Source organism: Klebsiella sp. X1-16S-Nf21, assembly GCF_002837615.1.
GTDB classification, from domain to species: domain Bacteria; phylum Pseudomonadota; class Gammaproteobacteria; order Enterobacterales; family Enterobacteriaceae; genus Klebsiella; species Klebsiella variicola.
The window spans coordinates 1-20,764 of the sequence record NZ_PJDK01000073.1 but is presented as its reverse complement, the minus strand read 5'-3'; the positions used below and the strand labels follow the sequence as shown (position 1 = coordinate 20,764).

Here is a 20,764-nt window from a genome sequence, read left to right as displayed (position 1 = left end):
GTTAATCTATCACTCCAGCAGGAACTGATACTTCTTTTCAATACGAGTGGTAAAATAGAGAATAATACTATTCAGCACCCAGTAAACGATAATAACACTAATAAACGCCGCAACCTGTTTAGCCCCATAGCTATTTTGCGAAATCTTTTGTGCACGGCCAAAAATATCTACAATACCAATAATATTGACCAGTGAGGTCATCTTCACGAGGTTAATTAAAAGATTACCAAAAACGGGAATGGCAATAATGAGCCCCTGGGGAAAAATAATCCGCAGCATTCCCTTATGCCAGGGAATATTGAGGCTGATGATGGCCTCTTTCTGGCCGGTATCCACCGCACGCCACGCGGAGCGCATCATTTCTGCAAAATAGGGACTGATGCTGACCGAAATAGACAACACCGCAAAGGTGGTATCGCTAATCCATAGCGGCGGCAGCGCCAGCGCAGTCAAAATTAATTTTCCGCCGAAGAAAAACAGCAGGATCAGCAGCGCCAGGGGGGCGCCACGCAGAATGTCGGTATACCCGTTTGCCACCGCGCTGAGCGGCTTAAAGCGACTAAACTGCAGCAGCACAATCAGCAGCGCGATCGTCAAACCAAGCAGCAGCGATGCCAGCGTTATCCCGAGGGTCACGGGTAAATTTTCCAGCAGTTTCGGCAATATTCCGGCGATATCCTGCCAGTTAAAGAGCGGGTTATTGTTCATCATTAGCCTCAGGCATGATAGTGCAGTTGCGCCAGAAACGCCCGGGTTCGCCCCTGCTGTGCTGCGCCAAATATCTGTTCCGCCGGGCCCTGCTCAACGATTTCGCCGTTTTCCATAAATACCACCCGGGAAGCGACCTGGCGGGCGAACGCCATTTCATGGGTCACGATAATCATCGTCTGACCCGCAGCGGCAATCGTCTGAATAAGCTCCAGCACTTCACCAACTTTTTCCGGATCCAGCGCGGAAGTCGGCTCATCCAGCAGCAGAACGGCGGGGTTAATTGCCAGCGCCCGCGCAATCCCGATACGCTGCTTTTGGCCGCCGGAGAGACTGTGCGGATAGCTGTCTTTTTTATGCAATAACCCCACCTGCTTTAAGAGTTGTTCAGCAATATCCTGCGCCTCCTGACGCGGGCGCTTTTGAGCGTAAATCAGGCCTTCGGTAATATTCTGCAGTGCGGTCAGATTATGAAAGAGATTCCACGATTGAAAAACCATGGCGGTTTTCGCCCGTAGCTTTTCAATCTCCTTTTTGCCCGCTTTTGCGCAATCCAGCGCCACATCATCTATTCTTATTTGCCCGCTATCGGCAGGCTCCAGGAAATTAAGCGTACGTAATAGCGTGGTTTTCCCTGAGCCGCTGGGGCCAATAATGCAAATAATCTCGCCGGAATGAATACTGAGCGAGACCTCTTTTAGCACTCTTTCACCGGAGAAGCTTTTACTGATCTTATTAATAGTTATCATAATTAAATATTCGTGGATAATTTTTATTTGCCGCACGCCGGCGTTTATTGCTGCCTAAAAACTATATTGCTGCAGTTCAGATGATAGCAAACAAGAAAATCATCTATCGAAAGTTAAAAAATAACTTTTTATATATTTGTTATGACAATGAGGCTGAATTGTAATTTAACTTTCTTAACAAAACTGGATGGCGATACTTGACAATAATTATTCAAATTTACTGAACAATGAGAGCAAATTGTTTCGATTTTAATCATCCGGCCGTCAGCCTATCATTTATCACATCGGGGCAACAACGCTCCAACACTGACAAAACACTTAAGGAATACGACCATGAAATCCATCAAAACTTTCGTTGCAGTTGCCGCACTCTCTATGATCTCTTTCGGTACTTTTGCTCAGAGCATCAGCGCCAGCGCTTCCACCCTGGACCGCGCAGAAGCCAAAATTGCCGCGCAGGCCGCAGAGCAAGGCGCGTCTTACAAAATCACCAGCGCTCAATTCAATAACCGCGTACATATGACCGCTGAGCTGACGAAATAAAATCGCCACATTGCCGGGCCGCCGGAAGAAACAGGCGACAGCGACAACACGATGAAATAAGGAACAGAATATGAAAAATATCGGCGTAGTCACCGCACTGCTGTTGGCCGCTACACTTTCGTCCGGCGTGATGGCCGCAGAGAAGAGCCAGACACATCCGGAGGCGGGTTCAAATATCGATACATCGATGCATCAGAATCATATTGATGTCAGCCATGCCTTTGATAAAGAGAGCCTGACCGCAGGCAATCTTCAGTAAGACACTGCATAAGGCGCGCGTGGAAATATCCGCTGCGCGCTTTTTTTCTGCCCGTTTGACCATGGATTATCCGCCATAACCTCCGCTTTTGCCGTATCGATATACTACGCTTCTACACCTCGTTGCTTCCTGACAGCACATTTTGCAGATAACACTGCTTTCATCATGCGTACCGGACAGGCATTGAAAGCAGAAGTTGTCTGTTTTACTCAATAGCGTCCGCAGGGTTTTCTGCCAGGGCTTTTATCCACTTTTTCCCCTCTGTTATAGAGTACGACTATCCAGATGGTAAATTACGTCGTAGCATCTATCATTCGACTGTATGACTCATAAGCAGGAGCGGATGACATGAGAGTTAATGGACTTACCAAAGGATTTTTCATCCTTATCGTCTTTATTGTAACCCTGGCCTTTTTTGATGTTCTCTCACCCTATTATTCCGCCATCCTCTGGGCCGCGATCCTTGCGGTGATTTTTAATCCGGTCAAAAACAAGATTCGCACTCGCCTCGGCGAGCGCAATGGCCTCGCGGCGCTGCTGACCATCGTCATCATCTGCCTTATCGTTTTTACGCCGCTGGCGATCATCCTCTCGTCGCTGGCCTACGAGCTGAACGTGGTGTATAGCAAACTTCAGCATAACGACACTCAGTTCCCGACGGTGGTCGCCAGTCTGTTTGCTCACCTCCCCGGCTGGGCCAGAGGTTTCCTTGCCGAGCACAACCTCGATAGCGCGCAGCAGATCCAGCAGCAGCTCTCCGATGTTGCGCTGAAAAGCGGCCAGTATCTGGCCGGCAGCGCGTTTCTGATTGGTAAAGGCACCTTTGGCTTTACCGTCAGCTTCGGCATTATGCTGTACCTGCTGTTCTTCCTGCTGAAGGATGGGCCTTACCTGGTGCTGTTGACTCTCGAATCTCTGCCGTTATCGAGCTATGTGAAGCAGCACCTGTTCGCTAAATTCGCCGCGGTCGCCCGCGCCACGGTAAAAGGCACCGTGGCCGTAGCGCTGGCGCAGGGGGCGCTGGGCGGCTTTGCCTTCTGGGTTGCCGGTCTGGACGGCAGCATTCTGTGGGGTGCGCTGATGGCGTTCCTGTCGCTTATCCCGGCGGTAGGCTCGGCCATTATCTGGGTGCCGGCGGCGATTTACCTCTTCGCCACCGGGCAGCTGTGGCAGGGCGCCTTTATCGTTGGCTTCTTTGTGATTGTGATTGGCCTGGTGGATAACATTCTGCGTCCGCTGCTGGTGGGCAAGGATACCAAAATGCCGGACTACCTGATCCTTATCGCGACGCTGGGCGGCATGGAGATCTACGGCATCAACGGATTCGTTATCGGGCCGCTGATTGCCGCCTTGTTTATCGCTTGCTGGAACCTGCTGTCGGGACGAGAGCATGCTGGCAACACTGATGAATTAGATGAAGAATTCATTGAGGAAGCGAAAAATAGCCGCAACGAATAAGCTTCATGGGCCGCCGTGGCGCAAGGTGCGACATGGCATCACGCCAGTACATAACACCATTCATTTTGAAAAAATTAGTAAATAAAACTTAACATTCAGCAAAGCAATGATAGGCTGTATCAGTCAGGAACGAAAATAAAGGATGATCAACCGTGAAAAAAATCACTACGCTAGCCGTTTCTCTGCTGACCGCCGCCTGCATGTCCGCTGGCGCCCAGGCCGCAGACCAGCCGCTGGAAAAAGTCGCGCCGTTCCCGAAAGCGGAAAAAGGCATGAAGCGTCAGGTTATTCAGCTGCCGCAGCAGCAGGATGAGTCAGCGCTGAAGGTTGAGCTGATAATCGGCCAGACGCTGGAAGTTGACTGCAACCACCATCGTTTAGGCGGGAAGCTGGAAAGCAAAACCCTGGAAGGCTGGGGCTATGACTACTATATCTTTGATAAGCTGAGCGGCCCGGTCTCTACCATGATGGCCTGCCCGGATGGCAAGAAAGAGAAGAAATTTGTCACTGCCGGTCTCGGCGATGATGCCATGCTGCGCTACAACAGCAAGCTGCCGATTGTCGTGTACGCGCCGAGCAATGTCGATGTGAAATATCGCATCTGGCGCGCCGACGAAACCATCGGTAACGCCGTCGTCCGCTAAGTCGACCCATCAAACCGACAAAAAAAACGGCAGCCCGCAGGCTGCCGTTTTTGTCAGAGCGTTTGTCAGAGCGCGATATCCGCCATCGGCTTACCACCGCTCAGCGGCTTCAGCTCCGCCTGCGGGGCTTCATCCGCCACCGCGGCCGGCTCATATTTCAGCTCCAGCACTTCACTGGTCCACGCCAGCGCTTTCTCAATCTCCGCCGGGTTGCCATCAAGGCGAATACCGTAGGTCGGGATGATGGCCTTCAGCCTGGCCTGCCATTCCGGCGAATTGACTTTGTCTTTAAACACTTTTTCCATTAGCTGCAGCATGATAGGCGCCGCGGTGGAGGCGCCTGGCGATGCGCCGAGCAGCGCCGCGACAGTGCCTTCGTCATCGCTCACCACTTCAGTACCGAGGCGCAGTACCCCGCCCTTCTTCGCATCGCGCTTGATAATTTGCACGCGCTGACCGGCCTGCCACAACCGCCAGTCCTCTTTCCGCGCTTCCGGATAGTACTCGCACAGCGCCGCCAGGCGATCTTTATCTTTCTGCATCACCTGGCTAATCAGGTATTTCACCAGATCGAAGTTGTCCAGACCGACGTTGAGCATCGGCAGAATATTCGAGGTATTCGTCGAGGCCAGCAGATCCCACAATGAACCGTTCTTCAGGAAGCGGGTCGAGAAGGTGGCGAACGGCCCGAACAGCACCACGCGTTTACCGTCGATAATACGGGTATCAATGTGCGGCACCGACATCGGCGGCGCGCCCACTTCGGCCTGGCCGTAAACCTTCGCCAGATGGTGGTTCACCACCTCCGGATTTTCGCAGACCAGGAACTGGCCGCCGACCGGGAAGCCCGCATACTCTTTGGCCTGTGGAATGCCGGTTTCCTGCAGCAGCGTCAACGCCGCGCCGCCGGCGCCGATAAAGATGAATTTCGCTTTAATGACCCGCTTCTGACGACGGTTGTCGGCATCCGCGAGAGTGACCGTCCAGCTCTTGTCGGCGTTGCGCTTGAAGCGACGCACCACGGTACCCAGCTGCAGGGAGAAATTATCATGCTTTTGCAGGCCGGCGATCAGCTGGCGGGTAATTTCGCCATAGTTGACGTCGGTTCCCACTTCAGTACGGGTGGCGGCCACCTTTTGCTGCGGATCGCGGCCTTCCATTACCAGCGGCGCCCAGGCTTTGATCTGCTGATGGTCTTCAGAATAGCGAATACCGCGGAACAGTTCGCTCTGCTGCAGCGCCGCATAGCGCGCGCGCAGGAAGTTGACGTTATCTTCGCCCCACACAAAGCTCATGTGCGGCACGCTGTTAATGAAAGATTTTGGTTTGTTCAGGACGCCGCGCGTCACCTGATGCGCCCAGAACTGACGCGAGATATGGAAGGCTTCGTTGATGTCGACCGCTTTGTCGATATTGATGCCGTTGGCGGTCTGCGGCGTGTAGTTCAGCTCCATTAGCGCCGCGTGGCCGGTACCCGCATTGTTCCACCCGTTTGAGCTCTCTTCCGCCACGCTGGACATCTGCTCAACCATGGTAATAGACCAGTCTGGCTCAAGCTCCTGCAGCCAGGTTCCCAGTGTGGCGCTCATAATGCCGCCGCCAATCAACAATACATCCGTCTCTTGCTCATGGCGGGTGTTGGTCCGAGTGCTGTTGGGACCAACCGCCTGTGAGCGTGGTACGGCCATCTTTTTATTCATCGGATTTGAGCCTTACTTTACTCGCTGTTTTTATTTAGCGCAGGTGATACGATTCTCACCACTCACGTTACCACCGAAGCTCAAAAATTTAAATATTGTTTAAATTTTAAGTTCTGTTTTGAGATCCGTTATAAAAATGTTTAATAAATGTATACACCAAATCACTTTTTGTACTGGTAGCCTTGGGGATTCCGCGCTATCATCCTCGGTTTTGTGACAGACCGCACGGAAGCAGGGCCTGCCACCGCTCCCTCTTTTTTATAAGCTGCGAACTTTTTTTATGCCCCCAGTTTCTGACCCCGCCGCTTCCGGCAATCTGCGCCCCATCCTCCGCTCCCCGTCGTTACTGACGCGCGAAGTGCTGGCCGGCGTGCTTTCCGCCCTGGCGTTAATCCCTGAAGTTATTTCGTTTTCGGTCATTGCCGGTGTTGACCCGCAGGTCAGCCTGGTTGCCTCGGTGGTGCTTTGCCTGGCGATGTCGGTCCTCGGCGGGCGCCCGGCAATGGTGACGGCTGCTGCCGGGTCGGTGGCGCTGGTCATTGGCCCAATGGTGCATCAGTACGGCGTGGGCTACATTCTGCCGGCGGTCATTCTGGCGGGTATGATTCAAATTTTGTTTGGTCTGTGCGGCATGGCGCGCCTGATGCGTTTTATTCCCCCGGCAGTGATGACCGGGTTCGTCAATGCCCTCGGGATCCTGATTTTCTTTGCTCAGGTACCGCACTTCTGGAGTCGCCAGCCGCTGATCGTCGGCCTGTTCGTCCTGACGCTGCTTATCGTCCTCTGGGCGCCGCGCTTCATTAAGGCCGTCCCGGCGCCACTGATCGCCATTGTCGCGCTCACTCTCTATACCGTCACCACTGGCCAGCAGTTGCCCACCGTCGGCGATGAAGGCTCGATGAGCGGCGGCCTGCCGGGATTCACTGCCCTGACCGTCCCCCTGAACCTGGCGACACTGCAGATTATCTGGCCGTGCGCCCTCAGTATCGCCTTTGTCGGTCTGATGGAGTCCCTGCTGACGGCTAAGCTGGTGGACGATCTCACCCATACCCCGTCGAACAAATCGCGGGAAAGCGCCGGGCTGGGTATCGCTAATATCCTTGCCGGCTGTTATGGCGGTATCGCCGGCTGCGCGATGATCGGCCAGACCATCGTTAACGTGGAGATGGGCAGAGCCCGCAGCCGTCTCTCAACGGTGATCGCCGGTCTGGTGCTGCTCCTGCTGGTGACAGCGCTCAGCCAGGTGATGGCGCAGATCCCGATGGCGGTGCTGGCAGGGGTGATGGTGATTGTGGCGGTGAAAACCTTTAGCTGGCATAGTATTCGCCCGGGCGAACTGGTGCGTAATCCGTGGCCAGAAACGCTGGTGATGCTGGTGACCGTCGCCGCAACGGTGGGAACCAGCAATCTGGCGATCGGCGTGCTGGCGGGGATCGTCGCCATGGCGCTCATCCCCCGCCGCCTGCGCACGAAGGCGCAGGCTACATCAGAAACAGCGTCGCCAGACCAAGGAAAATAAAGAAGCCGCCGGTGTCGGTGATAGCGGTGATCATCACGCTGGAGCCGACCGCCGGGTCGCGCCCCAGCTTCACCATAACCATCGGGATTATCACGCCCATCATCGCCGCCATCAGCAGGTTGAGCATCATGGCCAGCGTCATCACCCCACCGAGCTGCGGATCGTCATACAGCCACCAGGTAATGGCCCCCATAATCCCGCCCCATACCAGGCCGTTAATCAGGGCGACCCCCATTTCACGCAGGATCAGGAAGGTAAAGCTGCCGGGCTGGATCTGCTGTAGCGCCATCGCCCGGACGATCATGGTGATCGTCTGGTTGCCGGTATTGCCGCCGATCCCGGCGACGATCGGCATCAGCGAGGCCAGCGCCACCAGCTGTGAAATGGTGTGTTCGAAGCCGTCGATGACCCTGGAAGCGATAAACGCCGTACACAGGTTGACCGCCAGCCACGCCCAGCGCGTTTTCACCGCCTTGCTGACCGGGGCGAAGACATCCTCTTCATCGCTCAGGCCCCCCATCCGGCGCAGATCGTTATCGGTTTCTTCATAGACCACATCGACGATCTCATCGATGGTCAGTCGCCCGATCAGCTTACCATCGGCATCAATGACGGCGGCGCTGAGCAAGTCATCACGTTCGAAGGTGCGCGCCACCTTCTCCGCCTCTTCGTGCGGCTGAAAGGTGACCGGATCGCCCTCCATCACCTCCCCTACCCGCTTCTGCGCATCGTTGAGCAGAATGGTCTGCAGCTCCAGCTCGCCGAGCAGCAGCTTGTTACGGGTGGTGACGAACAGCTTATCGGTGTTTTCCGGCATTTTACCCAGACGCCGCAGATAGCGCTGCACCGCTGCCAGCGTGGCCTCCGGTCGCACCGTAATGACCTCAAACTCCATGATCGACCCGACGCTGTTGTCGGCGTAGCGCATAATCTGGCGAATACGGGCACGCTTTTCGGCAGGCAGGGTCGCCAGCAGCCGTCCGGTCAGGTTGCGCGGCAGATGCTGCAGCAGGTAAACCTGTTCATCGATATCCAGCGGCTGCATCGCCTGCAGCAGCTCGGGGTCGCTCATCTTGTCGATCAGGTCGCCCCAGACGTTTTCTGAGGCTTCCAGCAGCACTTCGCCACGTTTATCGTCAGGCACCAGGCACCACAGCGCGGTGCGGGCGTCATAGGGGAGCGCTTCCAGCGCATCGGCGAGATCCGGCGGCGGCAGATGCGAGACCAGGATCTCGACTTCCGCCAGGTCATCGGCCAGCGTGCCTTCATCATAGCGTTCGGCCAGCGTCAGTTTGCCCAGCAGCGCGGAGGTCACTGCTTTATCGGTGCTCAAGAGCCAAATCAGACGGGCGCGCTCTTCGTCACGTAAGCGGGCGCTTTTTTTATGCAAAACGGACATCGATCGGGCAATCCTTTTGAGAATAGTGAGCCGGCCTGCGGGCCGGAAGCCTTAAGCATAGCGCGAGGAGGGGGAAATAATAACCGCCAGCAATGTAGTCGCTGAAAATTTCAGCGGCGCGGCACCCGGCTTTTCCCCCGGGCTCGCGGCGAGCATCAGGCCGTACGGGCCACCGCATCGCGGGAAGCCTGCGCCCGCTCCTCCCCGGTGAGCTCGGACAGCTGGCCGGCACGCATCTCCAGCAGGCGATCGGCGTGCTGGAAATAGTGATCGTCATGGCTGATGGCGAACACGGTTTTCCCCATCTGCTGCATCAGCGGCAGCAGCACCTGATAGAACTCGCGGCGGAAATGCGGATCCTGATCCGCCGCCCATTCATCCAGCAGAATGATGTCCCGGGACTCGGCCAGCGCCAGCAGGAGCGCCACGCGCTTCTTCTGCCCTTTCGACAGCCGGAGGTCGGCGATTTTCCCGTTCTCCAGCTGCAGCTTGTGGGCCATTTGCAGGCGCTCCAGCCACGTTGCCACCAGCGCCGGATCGGCCTCCTCTCCCTGCGGCCCGAGCAGGCGGTCAAACAGCCAGACGTCGGTAAACACCGCGGAGAACAGTTTGCGATACTCCTCCGGTTTATCCGCCGCCAGCGGCTGGCCGTCCACGAGGATCTGACCGGAAACCGGCTGATACAGGCCGGTCAGGAGCATCGCCAGGGTTGACTTGCCGCTGCCGTTGCCGCCGATCAGAAACACCAGCTCGCCGCGTTTCAGCGTCAGGTTAAGCGGCCCTACCGCAAAGCGCTGGTCCGGATAATGGAAAGTGACATCGCGCAACTCCAGCGTCTGCCAGTCAGGATGCGCCTGCGGCCGGGGAAATTCGGCTTGATATGGGGCGAGAGAGAACTGGCGCAGCTTGTTAAACGCCACCTGGGCGCTGAGCAAGGTGGGCAGCGCGCCGACGGCGGAGAGCAGCGGCGTGCGCAGAAACAGCAGCGTCAGGGAATAGGTCGCCGCCACGGCGGTATCGGCCCAGCCGAGGCTGTTGGCCATCCAGAACACCAGCCCGATGGCGCCAAGCATCATAATATTCGACCAGTTAACCGCGCTGAGATGGAAGGTATCGGCGCGAACGATATGGTGCCGATACTCCCGGGCGTCCGGGAGGTAGAGCTGATTAAACACATACTCCGCGCGTTCGCGATTGAGGGTCAGCTCTTTGCGCCCCTCCAGCACCGTCTGGTAGTCGTGATACAGCTTATCTTCCGTTTCGCGCAGGCTGGCCATATGTTTGTACACCCGCGACACCAGCACAAAACCGCCCCAGATGGTGAGCGCCATCCACAGCGCCGTCACCAGCATCATTTTGCCTGACAGCCAGGCCAGATAGGCGGCAGAGCCGAAGGTCAGAATGATCCCCTGCACCAGCTCCGGCAGGCGCACAAAGGCGATGGTGATGTTACGGATATCGCTGGTCAGCCCGGCAAGCAGCGACGCGCTGCCGATCTTCTCCACCTGTTCAATCTGAGTATCGAGGATGCGTTTAACAAATTCGCCGCGCAGGCGATAAACAAAATGGTGGCCGAGGGTGGTCAGCGCCAGCTGGGAGCCCAGCGTCACCGCCATCAGCAGCCCCAGCAGGCCAAGAAACTCCGGCAGGACCCGCAGCGAGGTATCGACAGCGGTAATCAGGCGCAGGTTAATGAAGGCGATTAAGCCGATACCCAGCGCGGCGCTGAGCAGACTGAGGGCAATCACGCCGAGAAACGGCCAGCGATACTGACGCCAGACGAGAGAGAGAAGTTCCATAACAGGCTATCCGGAAAAGCAAAACAGCCAGCAGTTTAAACGGCTCGCCGATGACATCAAGAATAATTCTTATTTTAATACTGGCGACTGCCCGCCTGCCGAAAAGTGAGGTTGTAACGACAGTCGCCCGTTTCGGGGTGATGCCCGGCTTTCAGCGGCTGAATACCATGATAAAACAGACGCGACTCGCCGCCCCAGACCACCACATCGCCATGCTCCAGCAGCAGCCGTTGTAGCGGGTCGCTGCGTTGCAACCCGCCAAACTGAAAGATGGCCGGCAGACCCAGCGAGACCGAGACGATCGGCGCCCGCAGATCCTGTTCATCTTTATCCTGATGCAACGACAGTTTTGCGCCCGGCTGATAGCGGTTAATCAGACAGGCGTCGGGGGAAAAGTTCGGATAGCCGCCGGCCGCGGCTGCCGCCAGCGCCAGTTCGCGGAATACGGCAGGCATCGGCGGCCAGGTTTGATCGGTTAACGGGTCGACCGGGTCGTACAGGTAGCCGTGGCGATCGGTGGTCCAGCCCAGCGCGCCGCAGTTGGTCATGGCGACCGACATGGTGTATCCGCCCGGCGTGACCATCTGGCGAAATGGCGACTGGCGGGCGACATCGGCAATCGCCTGCAGCAGCGCCGGGGCGCGCTCGCGGGCGAAGCGTCGGAGCACCACCGCACCGGGTGCCAGCGGCTCCTGCCACGGTGGCGTATCGCTAAACAGATCGAGCATTATTCCTCCTCGTATTGGGCCTCGCGCGCCAGCAGCTGCGCTTTCCGCGCCGTTCCCCAGCGATAACCGGACAGCGCGCCGCCCTCCCGTACCACCCGATGGCAGGGAACGATCACCGCCAGCGAATTCGCCGCGCAGGCGCCAGCCACCGCTCTTGCTGCTCGTGGCAGACCAATATGCTCTGCCACCTGGCGGTAGCTGCGGGTCTCGCCCGCCGGGATCTGCCGCAGCGCCTGCCAGACCTGCAACTGAAAGGCGGTGCCCTGCAGATCCAGCGGCAGCGATACCGGCCGCCGGCTGTCGTCGAGGTGGGCGAAAACCTCGGCCATTTGGCGACGGAACTCAGGGGTGCCCTGGCGCAACTCGGCGTTGGGAAAGCGCTGGCGCAGGTCGTCGAGCAATGCCGTATCGTTATCGCCCGGCAGAACGGCGCAAACGCCACGCTCACTCTGCGCCACCAGACAGCGGCCCAGCGCGCAGTCGCCCGTGGTCCAGGTCACCACGGTGGCGGCGCCGCCACGGCGAAACTGACGGGCGGTCATACCTAATGCCGCATCGGCCTGACGATAATAGCTGCTGCTGTCGGGAAAACCGGCCGCCAGCGCGGCGCGGGTCACCGTGTTCCCCTGCTCCAGCGCTTCCCGCAGACGTCGGGCGCGCCACGCCTGTTGCCACGCTTTGGGGGTCATACCGGTGACGGATTTAAACAAACGGTGGAAATGAAACGGGCTGACCGCCAGCTCACGAGCCAGCGCCTCAAGGGTCAGGGGCGCGTCCTGCTCCAGCAACCGGCAGGCCTGCGCCACTTTGTCGACCCTTTGCTGCTGCGGATCGTCTTTATCCGGCTGGCAGCGTTTGCAAGGGCGGAACCCCGCCGCCACGGCAGCGGCGACGTCGGCAAAAAAGCGCACGTTTTCCCGCCGCGCACGACGCGAGCGGCAGGAAGGGCGGCAGCAGATACCGGTGGTCAGTACCGCAAAGACAAACTGACCATCGACCCGGGTATCACGTTCGCAGACCGCCTGCCAGCGGCGGTCATCGGTATCGGCAACTATCGGTTTCATGACGAGGCTCCTGCTGTAAGTGTATCCTCAGTCTGCGGCGACGCCCGCAGCAAAAAACCCGCAATCTTGCTTTTTAATTTTTCTCGCCGACGAGGAAGGTGCGAAACTGTGGCGACATCCAGGTTTTAAACCCCTCGCCCTCTTTGACGATCATATAGACTGCCAGCCCCTGCTCGCGCACCACCTGCTGCGCTTTTTCCGGCCCGAGCACCATCAGTCCGGTATCCCAGCCATCCGCCTCCAGCGCCGTTGGCGCAATGACGGTCACGGAGACCAGCTTATGGGTTATCGGCTGCCCGGTCTGCGGATCGATGACGTGCGAGATACGTTTGCCGTCGAGTTCATAGTAGTTGCGATAGCTGCCGGAGGTGCTGATGCCGTGACCATTGATGTCGACAATCGCCTGGACGGCGTTTTCCCGGTCAGTCGGTTTCTGGATCGCCACCCGCCAGGGCTTGCCTTCGCCGTTCATCCCGCGGCTCACCAGCGCCCCGCCTACCGACACCAGATAGCGGGAGATCCCCTCCTGCTCCATCAATCGCGCGAGGTGATCGGCAGCATAGCCCTCCCCCACCGTGGAGAGATCGACAAACAGATCGAGGATATCTTTTTGCAGGAATTGCCTGCCGCTCTGATTGATAACCTGCAGATGCTGCAGGCCGGTGCGCGCCTTCGCCGCGGCTATCGCCTGGGCATCCGGGGTGGTGACCGGCTGTTTATCCGGGCCAAAGCCCCACAGATTGACCAGCGGCCCCACGGTAATATCCATCGCGCCGTGCGTTTTGGCGCCAATCCGCAACGACAGCGTCACGATGTCCGCCATCGCTTCGCTCACTGGCCATGGCCGGGTATCCGCCGCGTGGTTGAAACGCATCAGCGCCGAGTCGTTTTTCCAGGTCGAGAGCAGGCGATCGTCGGCGTCCAGCTGGGCCTGAACCTTGGCGCGCAACGCCTCAGCCTTTGCCTCATCCACGCCAATGACGCTGACCCGCCAGAAGGTGCCCATGGTTTTGCCATCCAGCACGGTGGCCGTCGAAGCTGGGGTCGCAGGGGTGGTGGCTGAATCGCAGCCAGAGAGCAGTACGCAGGCGCCCAGCAGTGCGGCGCGAAAGAAAGTCATGTCCATTAGTCGAGGCTCCTCTTACCAGGGCGACAAGAGTATACCAGCGAGGTTAAACCAGACATAAAAAAAGGCGCCAGAGGCGCCTTTTTCTTGTGCAGCTTGCGACTTAGAACTGGTAAACCAGGCCCAGTGCAACCACGTCGTCGGTAGAAACACCGGCGTTACGGGTGAAGCTGTTGTCGTCCAGCAGGTTGATTTTGTAGTCAACATAGGTGGACATGTTTTTGTTGAAGTAGTAGGTCGCGCCAACATCAACATATTTCAGGAGGTCCTGGTCGCCGTAGCCTTCCAGATCCTTACCTTTAGACTGCAGGTAAGCCACGGACGGACGCAGACCGAAGTCGAACTGGTACTGAGCAACCACTTCGAAGTTCTGTGCTTTGTTAGCAAAGCCCAGGGAACCGGCGCGGGTCGCGTTGTAGGTCTGGGTGTACTGAGTGGCCAGGTAGATGTTGTTCGCGTCGTATTTCAGACCACCGGTGTAGGTTTCAGCGTTGTCGCCGTTACCCAGAACCAGGTTGTTCTGATCGTCGGTACGTTTAGAGTGAGAGTACGCGAAACCAGCGCTGATGCCATCAAAGATGTCATAAGTTACAGAAGTACCGTAGCCGTCGCCGTTCTGTTTCTGCGCGCCACGACCGTTGTTGGTCGCGCCTTCGCCGCTGACGCTGCCGTTTTTACCCTGGTACTGCAGAGCAAAGTTCAGGCCGTCAACCAGACCGAAGAAGTCAGAGTTACGGTAGGTTGCAACGCCGTTAGCACGGGACTGCAGGAAGTTGTCAGAACCGTAGGTGTCGCCGCCGAATTCCGGCAGAACGTCGGTCCAGGACGTTACGTCGTATACCACGCCGTAGTTACGACCGTAGTCGAAAGAACCCGCGTCACCAAATTTCAGACCGGCGAATGCCAGACGAGTCCATGCCTGATCGCTGGAGCTTTCAGTGTTGTTCGCCTGAACGTTGTATTCCCACTGGCCGTAACCGGTCAGCTGGTCGTTGATCTGAGTTTCGCCTTTAACGCCTACACGCATGTAGGTCTGGTCGCCGTCTACGCTCTTGTCGTCAGAGAAGTAGTGCAGACCATCGATTTTACCGTACAGGTCTAATTTGTTGCCATCTTTGTTATAAATTTCAGCCGCATTTGCTGCGCCTGCTACCAGCAGAGCCGGTACCAGGAGGGACAGTACTTTAACTTTCATGTTATTAACCCTCTGTTTGTTATATGCCTTTTATTATGCCACTGCTTACTGATTACCCTTCTAATCAGTCGGCTATTTCATTGTGCTGCAAAATGCAGAATAATCCAACAAGAATATGATACTAAAACTTCTAAGATGTTTCAAAATGCCCACAAGATGTTTCAATTTGTAAAAATGGCGGAACTTTTTGCACCACAAAATGGTCTGGGAAATACGCACTAATAATCAAAAAAAATATTTATTGGTTCACAATCAATCACATACACACAAATAACTCTATAGCACTGAATGGTAAAACAAAACTATCATTGGTGACTAAAATAACAGTCGCTATCATCATTAACTTTATTTATTACCGTCATTCAGTTCTGAATGTCTGTTTACCCCTATTTCAACCGGATGCCTCGCATCCGGTTTTTTTTACCCTTCTTTACACAACTTTAATTTATCTGTGCTACGGCAAAAAATTCCCTAACGACTATTAATCAATCAATTAGCCTGTCAATTGCCCTTATTCAGCCAATGTCTTGTTATTTCGTGCGATTCTTCCGCCTGTACTTTGTCAATATCGCGACTGGTCAGCGTTGTTGGCGCGGTTTCATTGGCGCTTCGATTCTAAGATAATTCCTGGAGAGTATCGCGCCGCTGGCACCATTCTGTAGTATGGATTTACGCCATTAGCCTTTATACTGCCTGCAGCATCTGCTTTGTTGCCAGTTACTCTGGCGCTACATCCTGTTTACAAACAATGATGAGTCGTTCAGCCACAAGATGACCCCGAAAAAATTCTCCCTGATCCCCGGCAACATCAGCCGCTTCTTCATTTTGATGGTTATTGTCCTGCTGGCGACGATGGGGGTGATGATTCAAAGTGCCGTCAATGCCTGGCTGAAAGAGAAGAGCTATCAGGTGGTTGATGTCTCCCACGCCTTGCACCAGCGCATTGACACCTGGCGCTATGCCACCTGGCAGATCTACGACAATATCGCCGCGACCTCGGCTAACGCTGCGAGCGGTGGCTTGCAGGAGACGCGTTTAAAACAGGACGTCTACTACCTTGAGAAGCCCCGGCGTAAAACCGAAGCGCTGATTTTTGGCTCCCACGATAGCTCGACCCTCGAGATGACGCAGAAAATGTCCGATTATCTCGATATTTTGTGGGGTGCGGAAACCATCCCATGGTCGATGTACTATCTCAATGGTCTGGACAATAGCCTGATTTTGGTCTCAACCCTGCCGTTGAAGGACCTCTCCTCAAGCTTTAAAGAGTCAACGATCAGTAGCGTCGTGGAATCCCGGCGCGCGGAGATGCTGCTGCAGGCCAATACCCTTGATGAGCGCGAGACCTTCTCGCCGCTGCGCCATCTCGCCTGGCAGAACGCGCACTACTTTACGTTACGCACCACCTTCAACCAGCCTGGACATCTGGCCACGGTGGTCGCTTTCGACCTGCCGATTAACGATCTGATCCCGCCAGGCATGGCGTTGGACAGCTTCCGTATCGAGCCAGACCCGTCGCAAAACATTGCCACCAATCCTGACAAAGAGACGACCGACCATATCGGGATCACCTTTAACGGCATGCAGATCGACATCGCCACCGATATCAGCACTACCGGTATGCAGTTGCTCTGGACGGTACCGCTGAGCAGCATGCTGCTGGCCGCCCTGCAGAATATTCTTCTGCCGCTGCTGCTCAACATTGGCCTGCTGGCGCTAGCGCTGTTTGGTTTTACCACCTTTCGTCACTTTAAAGGACGCAGCAATCCGTCTGGCGCCGGGCTCCCTTCCGCCGCCAACAGCGAACTGCGTCTGCTACGCGCTATAAATGAAGAAATTGTTTCTTTGCTGCCGCTGGGGCTGCTGGTTCACGATCAGGAAGCCAACCGAACCCTTATCAGCAACCCTATTGCCGACCATCTGCTTCCGCACCTGAATCTGCAGAACATCACCAATATGGCGGACCAGCATCAGGGGGTGATTCAGGCCACCGTCAATAATGAGCAGTATGAAATCCGCCAGTATCGCAGCCAGGTAGCCCCGCGCACGCAGATCCTGATTATCCGAGACCAGGACCGCGAAGTGCTGGTCAATAAAAAGCTCAAGCAGGCCCAGCGCTTGTATGAGAAAAACCAGCAGGGGCGGGCGGCCTTTATGCAGCATATTGGCAGCGCCCTGAAGCAGCCCGCGCTGAACCTGGCGGCAGAGGCGGCGGCGCTCGACAGCGCAGAGAACCGGACGCTGGCGCAGCATGCCGATGAGCTGGTCAAACTGATCGATGACATTCAGCTCGCCAATCTGCTGGAAAGCGACACCTGGAAAACCAGCCAGGCGCTGTTCTCGGTTCAGGAACTGATCGATGACGTTGTACCGGAAGTTCTGCCGGCGATGAAGCGCAAGGGTCTGCAGCTGCTGATCAATAACGCGCTCCCTGCCGGTGAGCAGCGCTACGGTGACCGTGAAGCCCTGCGACGCACACTGGTGCTGTTAATCCAGTATTCCATCACCACCACGCCTATCGGCAAGATCACCCTCGACGTTTGCCAGGACGAGTCGGCCAGCGATCGTTTGACCTTCCGCATTCTGGATACTGGCAACGGCGTCTCGGCAAACGAGATCGACAATTTGCACTTCCCGTATCTCAACGAGACCCAGAGCGATCTGTACGGCAAGGCGAACGCCCTCACCTTCTGGCTGTGCGACCGCATGACGCGCAAACTGGGTGGGCAGTTGACCATCAAAGCGCGGGAGTCGCTGGGAACGCGCTATACCCTGCACCTGAAAATGCCGGCCAGCGAAGAGGCGCCAGAGGCGGGCGAACATCTGCTGGATGACGTTATCGTCCTGCTGGATGTGACTTCCAGTGAAGTGCGGCGGATTGTCACCCGCCAGCTGGAGAGCTGGGGGGCGTCCTGCATCACGCCGGACGATCGGGCGACAAGTCAAGCGTTCGATCTGTATTTAACGGATAATCCGTCTAATCTTACTGCTTCGGGCTTGCTTTTAAGCGATGATGAGGTCGGGATACGCAAGATCGGCCCGGGACAACTGCGGGTCAACTTTAATATTAGCACGGCGATGCAGGAGGCTATCCTGCAGCTTATTGAGCAGCAGCTGGCGGAGGAGGCGGTTCAGCCCGCCACCTCAGGAAACGAGAGTAACGCCGAACTCCATGCCAGCGGCTATTACGCACTGTTTGCCGATACGGTACCGGATGATGTTCAGAGATTGTATACTGAAATCGAAGCGGGCGATTTTGCTGCTCTGGCGCAAACCGCCCACCGCCTCAAAGGGGCATTTGCTATGCTTAATCTGATACCCGGCAAGCAGTTATGTGAAACGCTTGAGCATCTGATTCGCGAAAAGGATGCGCAAGGCATAGAAAAATATATCAGCGACATTGACGCTTACGTCAAGAGCTTGCTGTAGAAGGTAGCCTTATACATGAACACTATGAACGTAATTATTGCCGATGACCATCCGATCGTACTGTTCGGTATTCGTAAGTCACTTGAGCAAATTGAGTGGGTGAACGTCGTTGGCGAGTTTGAAGACTCCACGGCCCTTATCAACAATCTTCCGAAGCTGGACGCCCATGTGCTGATCACCGATCTGTCCATGCCCGGTGATAAATACGGCGACGGGATCACGCTGATTAAATACATCAAGCGCCACTTCCCGGATCTGTCGATCATTGTTCTGACCATGAACAACAACCCGGCGATCCTCAGCGCGGTGCTGGATTTGGATATCGAAGGGATCGTTCTCAAGCAAGGAGCGCCGACCGACCTGCCAAAAGCGCTGGCCGCGCTGCAGAAAGGGAAGAAATTCACCCCGGAAAGCGTCTCTCGTCTGCTGGAAAAAATCAGCGCCAGCGGCTATGGCGATAAACGCCTGTCGCCGAAAGAGAGCGAAGTGCTGCGTCTGTTCGCTGAAGGCTTCCTGGTGACCGAGATCGCCAAAAAGCTCAACCGCAGCATCAAAACCATCAGTAGCCAGAAGAAGTCGGCAATGATGAAGCTGGGCGTGGAAAACGACATTGCGCTGCTGAACTACCTCTCCTCCGTCTCGCTGAGTTCAACGGATAAAGAGTAATCCCTTTGTTTTCTCCGTCTCGCCCCGGCGAGACGGAGCTCCCCGTTATTCCCGCCCGTTACGTACCCGCGCCGCATACACCGTCAGCGTTTGCTTCAGCACGTCGAGGGTGACCGGCTTGGACAGGCAGCTGTCCATCCCCGATTCAAGACAGCGCTGCTTCTCTTCCGCCAGGGCATTGGCGGTGACGCCGATCACCGGCAGCGTCAGGCCAAGCTGACGAATGCGCTGCGTCAGACGATAACCATCCATATTGGGCATGTTGACGTCGCTGAGCACGATATCGATATGCTGTTTGCTAAGTACGTTGAGCGCGTCGACCCCGTCGTTAGCGGTCACGCACTGGTAACCGAGCGATCCCAGCTGATCCGCCAGCAGACGGCGGTTAATCGGGTGATCGTCGACCACGAGGATCATCATGTCGTCGTTATTACCGATCTGCGCGTCCGGCGCCATCAGCGCCCGGCTATTCTCCGCGCTGTCGAGGGCGACGTGGAAAATACGCCCCAGCAGCGGCAGCAGTTCATGCGGCGTCGTCACGCTGTGCAGCCACTCTCCGGCCGCTCGCTCCTGCGGGATGCCGATATGGCGGCGGCAGAAGATGACCATCGCACTCCCCTGCCAGCCCCTCTGCGCTTCATCGTCAGTCAGCAAGACATCGTCGGCGTCCGGCGTTTCTCCGGCATGGCGGCGTACCGTCAGGCCGTGATAGCTGAGCAGCGACGTGACGAACATCGCCAGCGAGGTATTATGGATTGCCAGCCAGCAGGTCTTGCCTGCGAAACCGTCCGCCGTCACCTGCGGTGTGTTCTGCACGCCATACAGCGGGATACGGATGGTGAAACGGCTGCCCATCCCCGGCTCCGTTTCCACGGCGATATCGCCATCCATCATGCTGATCAGCTTTTCACAGATCGCCAGGCCAAGGCCGGTTCCCTGGAAGTTTCGCTGCACGCCGGTCCCCACCTGGAAGAAGGGGTCGAACAGGCGCAACACCTCTTTCGCCGGGATCCCCTCCCCGGTATCGCGGACGCTGATCTGCAGATAATCCCCCGCACACTGGACGTGCAGGATAATACAGCCGGTGTCGGTGAACTTAATCGCATTGCTCAGCAGGTTAGAGATCACCTGCTGCAGGCGCATCGGGTCGCCGGACATCTGCTCCGGGACATCCGGCTCGATAAAACAGTACAGACCCAGCTGCTTGCGTACCACCAGCGGCAGATAGTTAGCAGAGATATGGTTCATCACTTCGCGCGGGGAAAACTCCCGCGGCTCGATCTTCAACTGCTCAGACTCGATTTTCGAGAAATCGAGAATATCGCTGATGATTTTCAGCAGCAGGCTGGAAGAGTTGTTCATCGCCGTCACCAGGCGATCAACGCCCTTCGGCAGGGCCTTAGTCTGCAGCAGATCGAGGTTACCGATGATGCCGTATAGCGGGGTACGCAGCTCATGGCTGACGGTCGCAAGGAACATCGATTTCGACTGGCTGGCCTGTTCAGCCGCCTGGGCCATCTCCTGCAGCGACTCCTCCATTTTCACGCGGGCGGAAACGTCCACCAGCACGCAAATGGCGACGTTTTCATTGCGATAACGCGAATGGACAAAGCTAATCTGCAGGTTGGTATGGTTGCTGGTCAGCACATCGACAAAGTTGACCTGCTGGCCGCAGATAATCTGCGTCAGCCGCTGGCGATCCTCATGGGTCAGCATATTCAGGTAGTTGTGCGCCAGCTCGTTACTGAGAATATTGGTCCCGTCGACGGTGCGCAGAA

General features: G+C 56.5%; 17 protein-coding genes. 7 read left to right on the top strand and 10 right to left on the bottom strand.

From position 1 onward, the window contains the following. Positions 1–9 precede the first annotated feature (9 nt). Positions 10–708: an amino acid ABC transporter permease gene (locus CW267_RS24385; protein ID WP_008803989.1), complete on the bottom strand. Its 699-nt coding sequence runs from the start codon at positions 706–708 to the stop codon at positions 10–12. Between the two features lie 8 nt (positions 709–716). Beyond that, positions 717–1,457, bottom strand: coding sequence for an amino acid ABC transporter ATP-binding protein (locus CW267_RS24380; RefSeq protein ID WP_008803988.1), 741 nt, complete (start codon positions 1,455–1,457; stop codon positions 717–719). 333 nt (positions 1,458–1,790) lie between these two features. Between CW267_RS24380 and CW267_RS24375 the strand changes: the two genes are divergently transcribed. The 4 genes from CW267_RS24375 (at position 1,791) to eco (ending at position 4,361) form a co-directional block, all read left to right on the top strand. After that, a complete protein-coding gene (locus CW267_RS24375; RefSeq protein WP_004102265.1) occupies positions 1,791–2,000 on the top strand; it encodes a YdgH/BhsA/McbA-like domain containing protein in 210 nt (69 codons plus the stop codon). A 70-nt stretch (positions 2,001–2,070) separates the two neighbouring features. Further along, complete coding sequence (locus CW267_RS24370) at positions 2,071–2,259, top strand: hypothetical protein (RefSeq protein ID WP_008803987.1); 189 nt, start codon at positions 2,071–2,073, stop codon at positions 2,257–2,259. Positions 2,260–2,607: 348 nt separating this feature from the next. Continuing rightward, complete coding sequence (locus CW267_RS24365) at positions 2,608–3,717, top strand: AI-2E family transporter (protein ID WP_022064830.1); 1,110 nt, start codon at positions 2,608–2,610, stop codon at positions 3,715–3,717. A 152-nt stretch (positions 3,718–3,869) separates the two neighbouring features. After that, positions 3,870–4,361 (top strand): serine protease inhibitor ecotin, encoded by a 492-nt coding sequence (gene eco / locus CW267_RS24360; RefSeq protein ID WP_008803985.1) that lies wholly within the window; start codon positions 3,870–3,872, stop codon positions 4,359–4,361. Between the two features lie 65 nt (positions 4,362–4,426). Here the strand turns inward: eco and mqo are convergent, their stop codons facing one another. Beyond that, on the bottom strand, positions 4,427–6,061 hold the full coding sequence (gene mqo, locus CW267_RS24355; protein WP_012541003.1) for a malate dehydrogenase (quinone): 1,635 nt from the start codon (positions 6,059–6,061) through the stop codon (positions 4,427–4,429). Between the two features lie 358 nt (positions 6,062–6,419). On the opposite strand from mqo, the gene CW267_RS24350 reads away from it, so the two are divergent. After that, on the top strand, positions 6,420–7,580 hold the full coding sequence (locus CW267_RS24350; protein WP_072122938.1) for a SulP family inorganic anion transporter: 1,161 nt from the start codon (positions 6,420–6,422) through the stop codon (positions 7,578–7,580). Here CW267_RS24350 and mgtE read toward each other — a convergent pair. The 6 genes from mgtE to CW267_RS24320 form a co-directional block, all read right to left on the bottom strand. Next, complete coding sequence (mgtE, locus tag CW267_RS24345) at positions 7,543–8,979, bottom strand: magnesium transporter (RefSeq protein WP_012541001.1); 1,437 nt, start codon at positions 8,977–8,979, stop codon at positions 7,543–7,545. The two genes, CW267_RS24350 and mgtE, sit on opposite strands and share 38 nt — an antisense overlap. A 155-nt stretch (positions 8,980–9,134) precedes the next feature. Next, positions 9,135–10,778, bottom strand: a complete 1,644-nt coding sequence (locus CW267_RS24340) for a multidrug ABC transporter permease/ATP-binding protein (protein ID WP_016161571.1) — start codon at positions 10,776–10,778, stop codon at positions 9,135–9,137. A gap of 74 nt (positions 10,779–10,852) precedes the next feature. Beyond that, the gene (gene alkB, locus CW267_RS24335; RefSeq protein ID WP_008803980.1) at positions 10,853–11,506 is read right to left on the bottom strand and encodes a DNA oxidative demethylase AlkB; all 654 of its coding nucleotides are present in this window, start codon (positions 11,504–11,506) and stop codon (positions 10,853–10,855) included. Then, the gene (ada, locus tag CW267_RS24330; RefSeq protein ID WP_100781310.1) at positions 11,506–12,570 is read right to left on the bottom strand and encodes a bifunctional DNA-binding transcriptional regulator/O6-methylguanine-DNA methyltransferase Ada; all 1,065 of its coding nucleotides are present in this window, start codon (positions 12,568–12,570) and stop codon (positions 11,506–11,508) included. The genes alkB and ada overlap by 1 nt, the downstream gene beginning before the upstream one ends. Before the next feature lie 73 nt (positions 12,571–12,643). After that, entirely contained in the window at positions 12,644–13,696 is a 1,053-nt protein-coding gene (gene apbE, locus CW267_RS24325) for an FAD:protein FMN transferase ApbE (protein WP_100781311.1), read from the bottom strand. A 103-nt stretch (positions 13,697–13,799) separates the two neighbouring features. Beyond that, positions 13,800–14,891: a porin OmpC gene (locus tag CW267_RS24320; RefSeq protein WP_008803977.1), complete on the bottom strand. Its 1,092-nt coding sequence runs from the start codon at positions 14,889–14,891 to the stop codon at positions 13,800–13,802. 771 nt (positions 14,892–15,662) lie between these two features. On the opposite strand from CW267_RS24320, the gene rcsD reads away from it, so the two are divergent. Together rcsD and rcsB are read left to right on the top strand one after the other, a co-directional pair. Then, entirely contained in the window at positions 15,663–18,320 is a 2,658-nt protein-coding gene (rcsD, locus tag CW267_RS24315) for a phosphotransferase RcsD (RefSeq protein WP_023298016.1), read from the top strand. 15 nt (positions 18,321–18,335) lie between these two features. Then, a complete protein-coding gene (gene rcsB, locus CW267_RS24310; RefSeq protein ID WP_004201684.1) occupies positions 18,336–18,986 on the top strand; it encodes a response regulator transcription factor RcsB in 651 nt (216 codons plus the stop codon). A 45-nt stretch (positions 18,987–19,031) separates the two neighbouring features. On the opposite strand, the gene rcsC is transcribed toward rcsB, so the two are convergent. Beyond that, on the bottom strand, positions 19,032–20,764 hold a 1,733-nt coding region (rcsC, locus tag CW267_RS24305), incomplete at its 5' end, for a two-component system sensor histidine kinase RcsC (protein ID WP_101148663.1).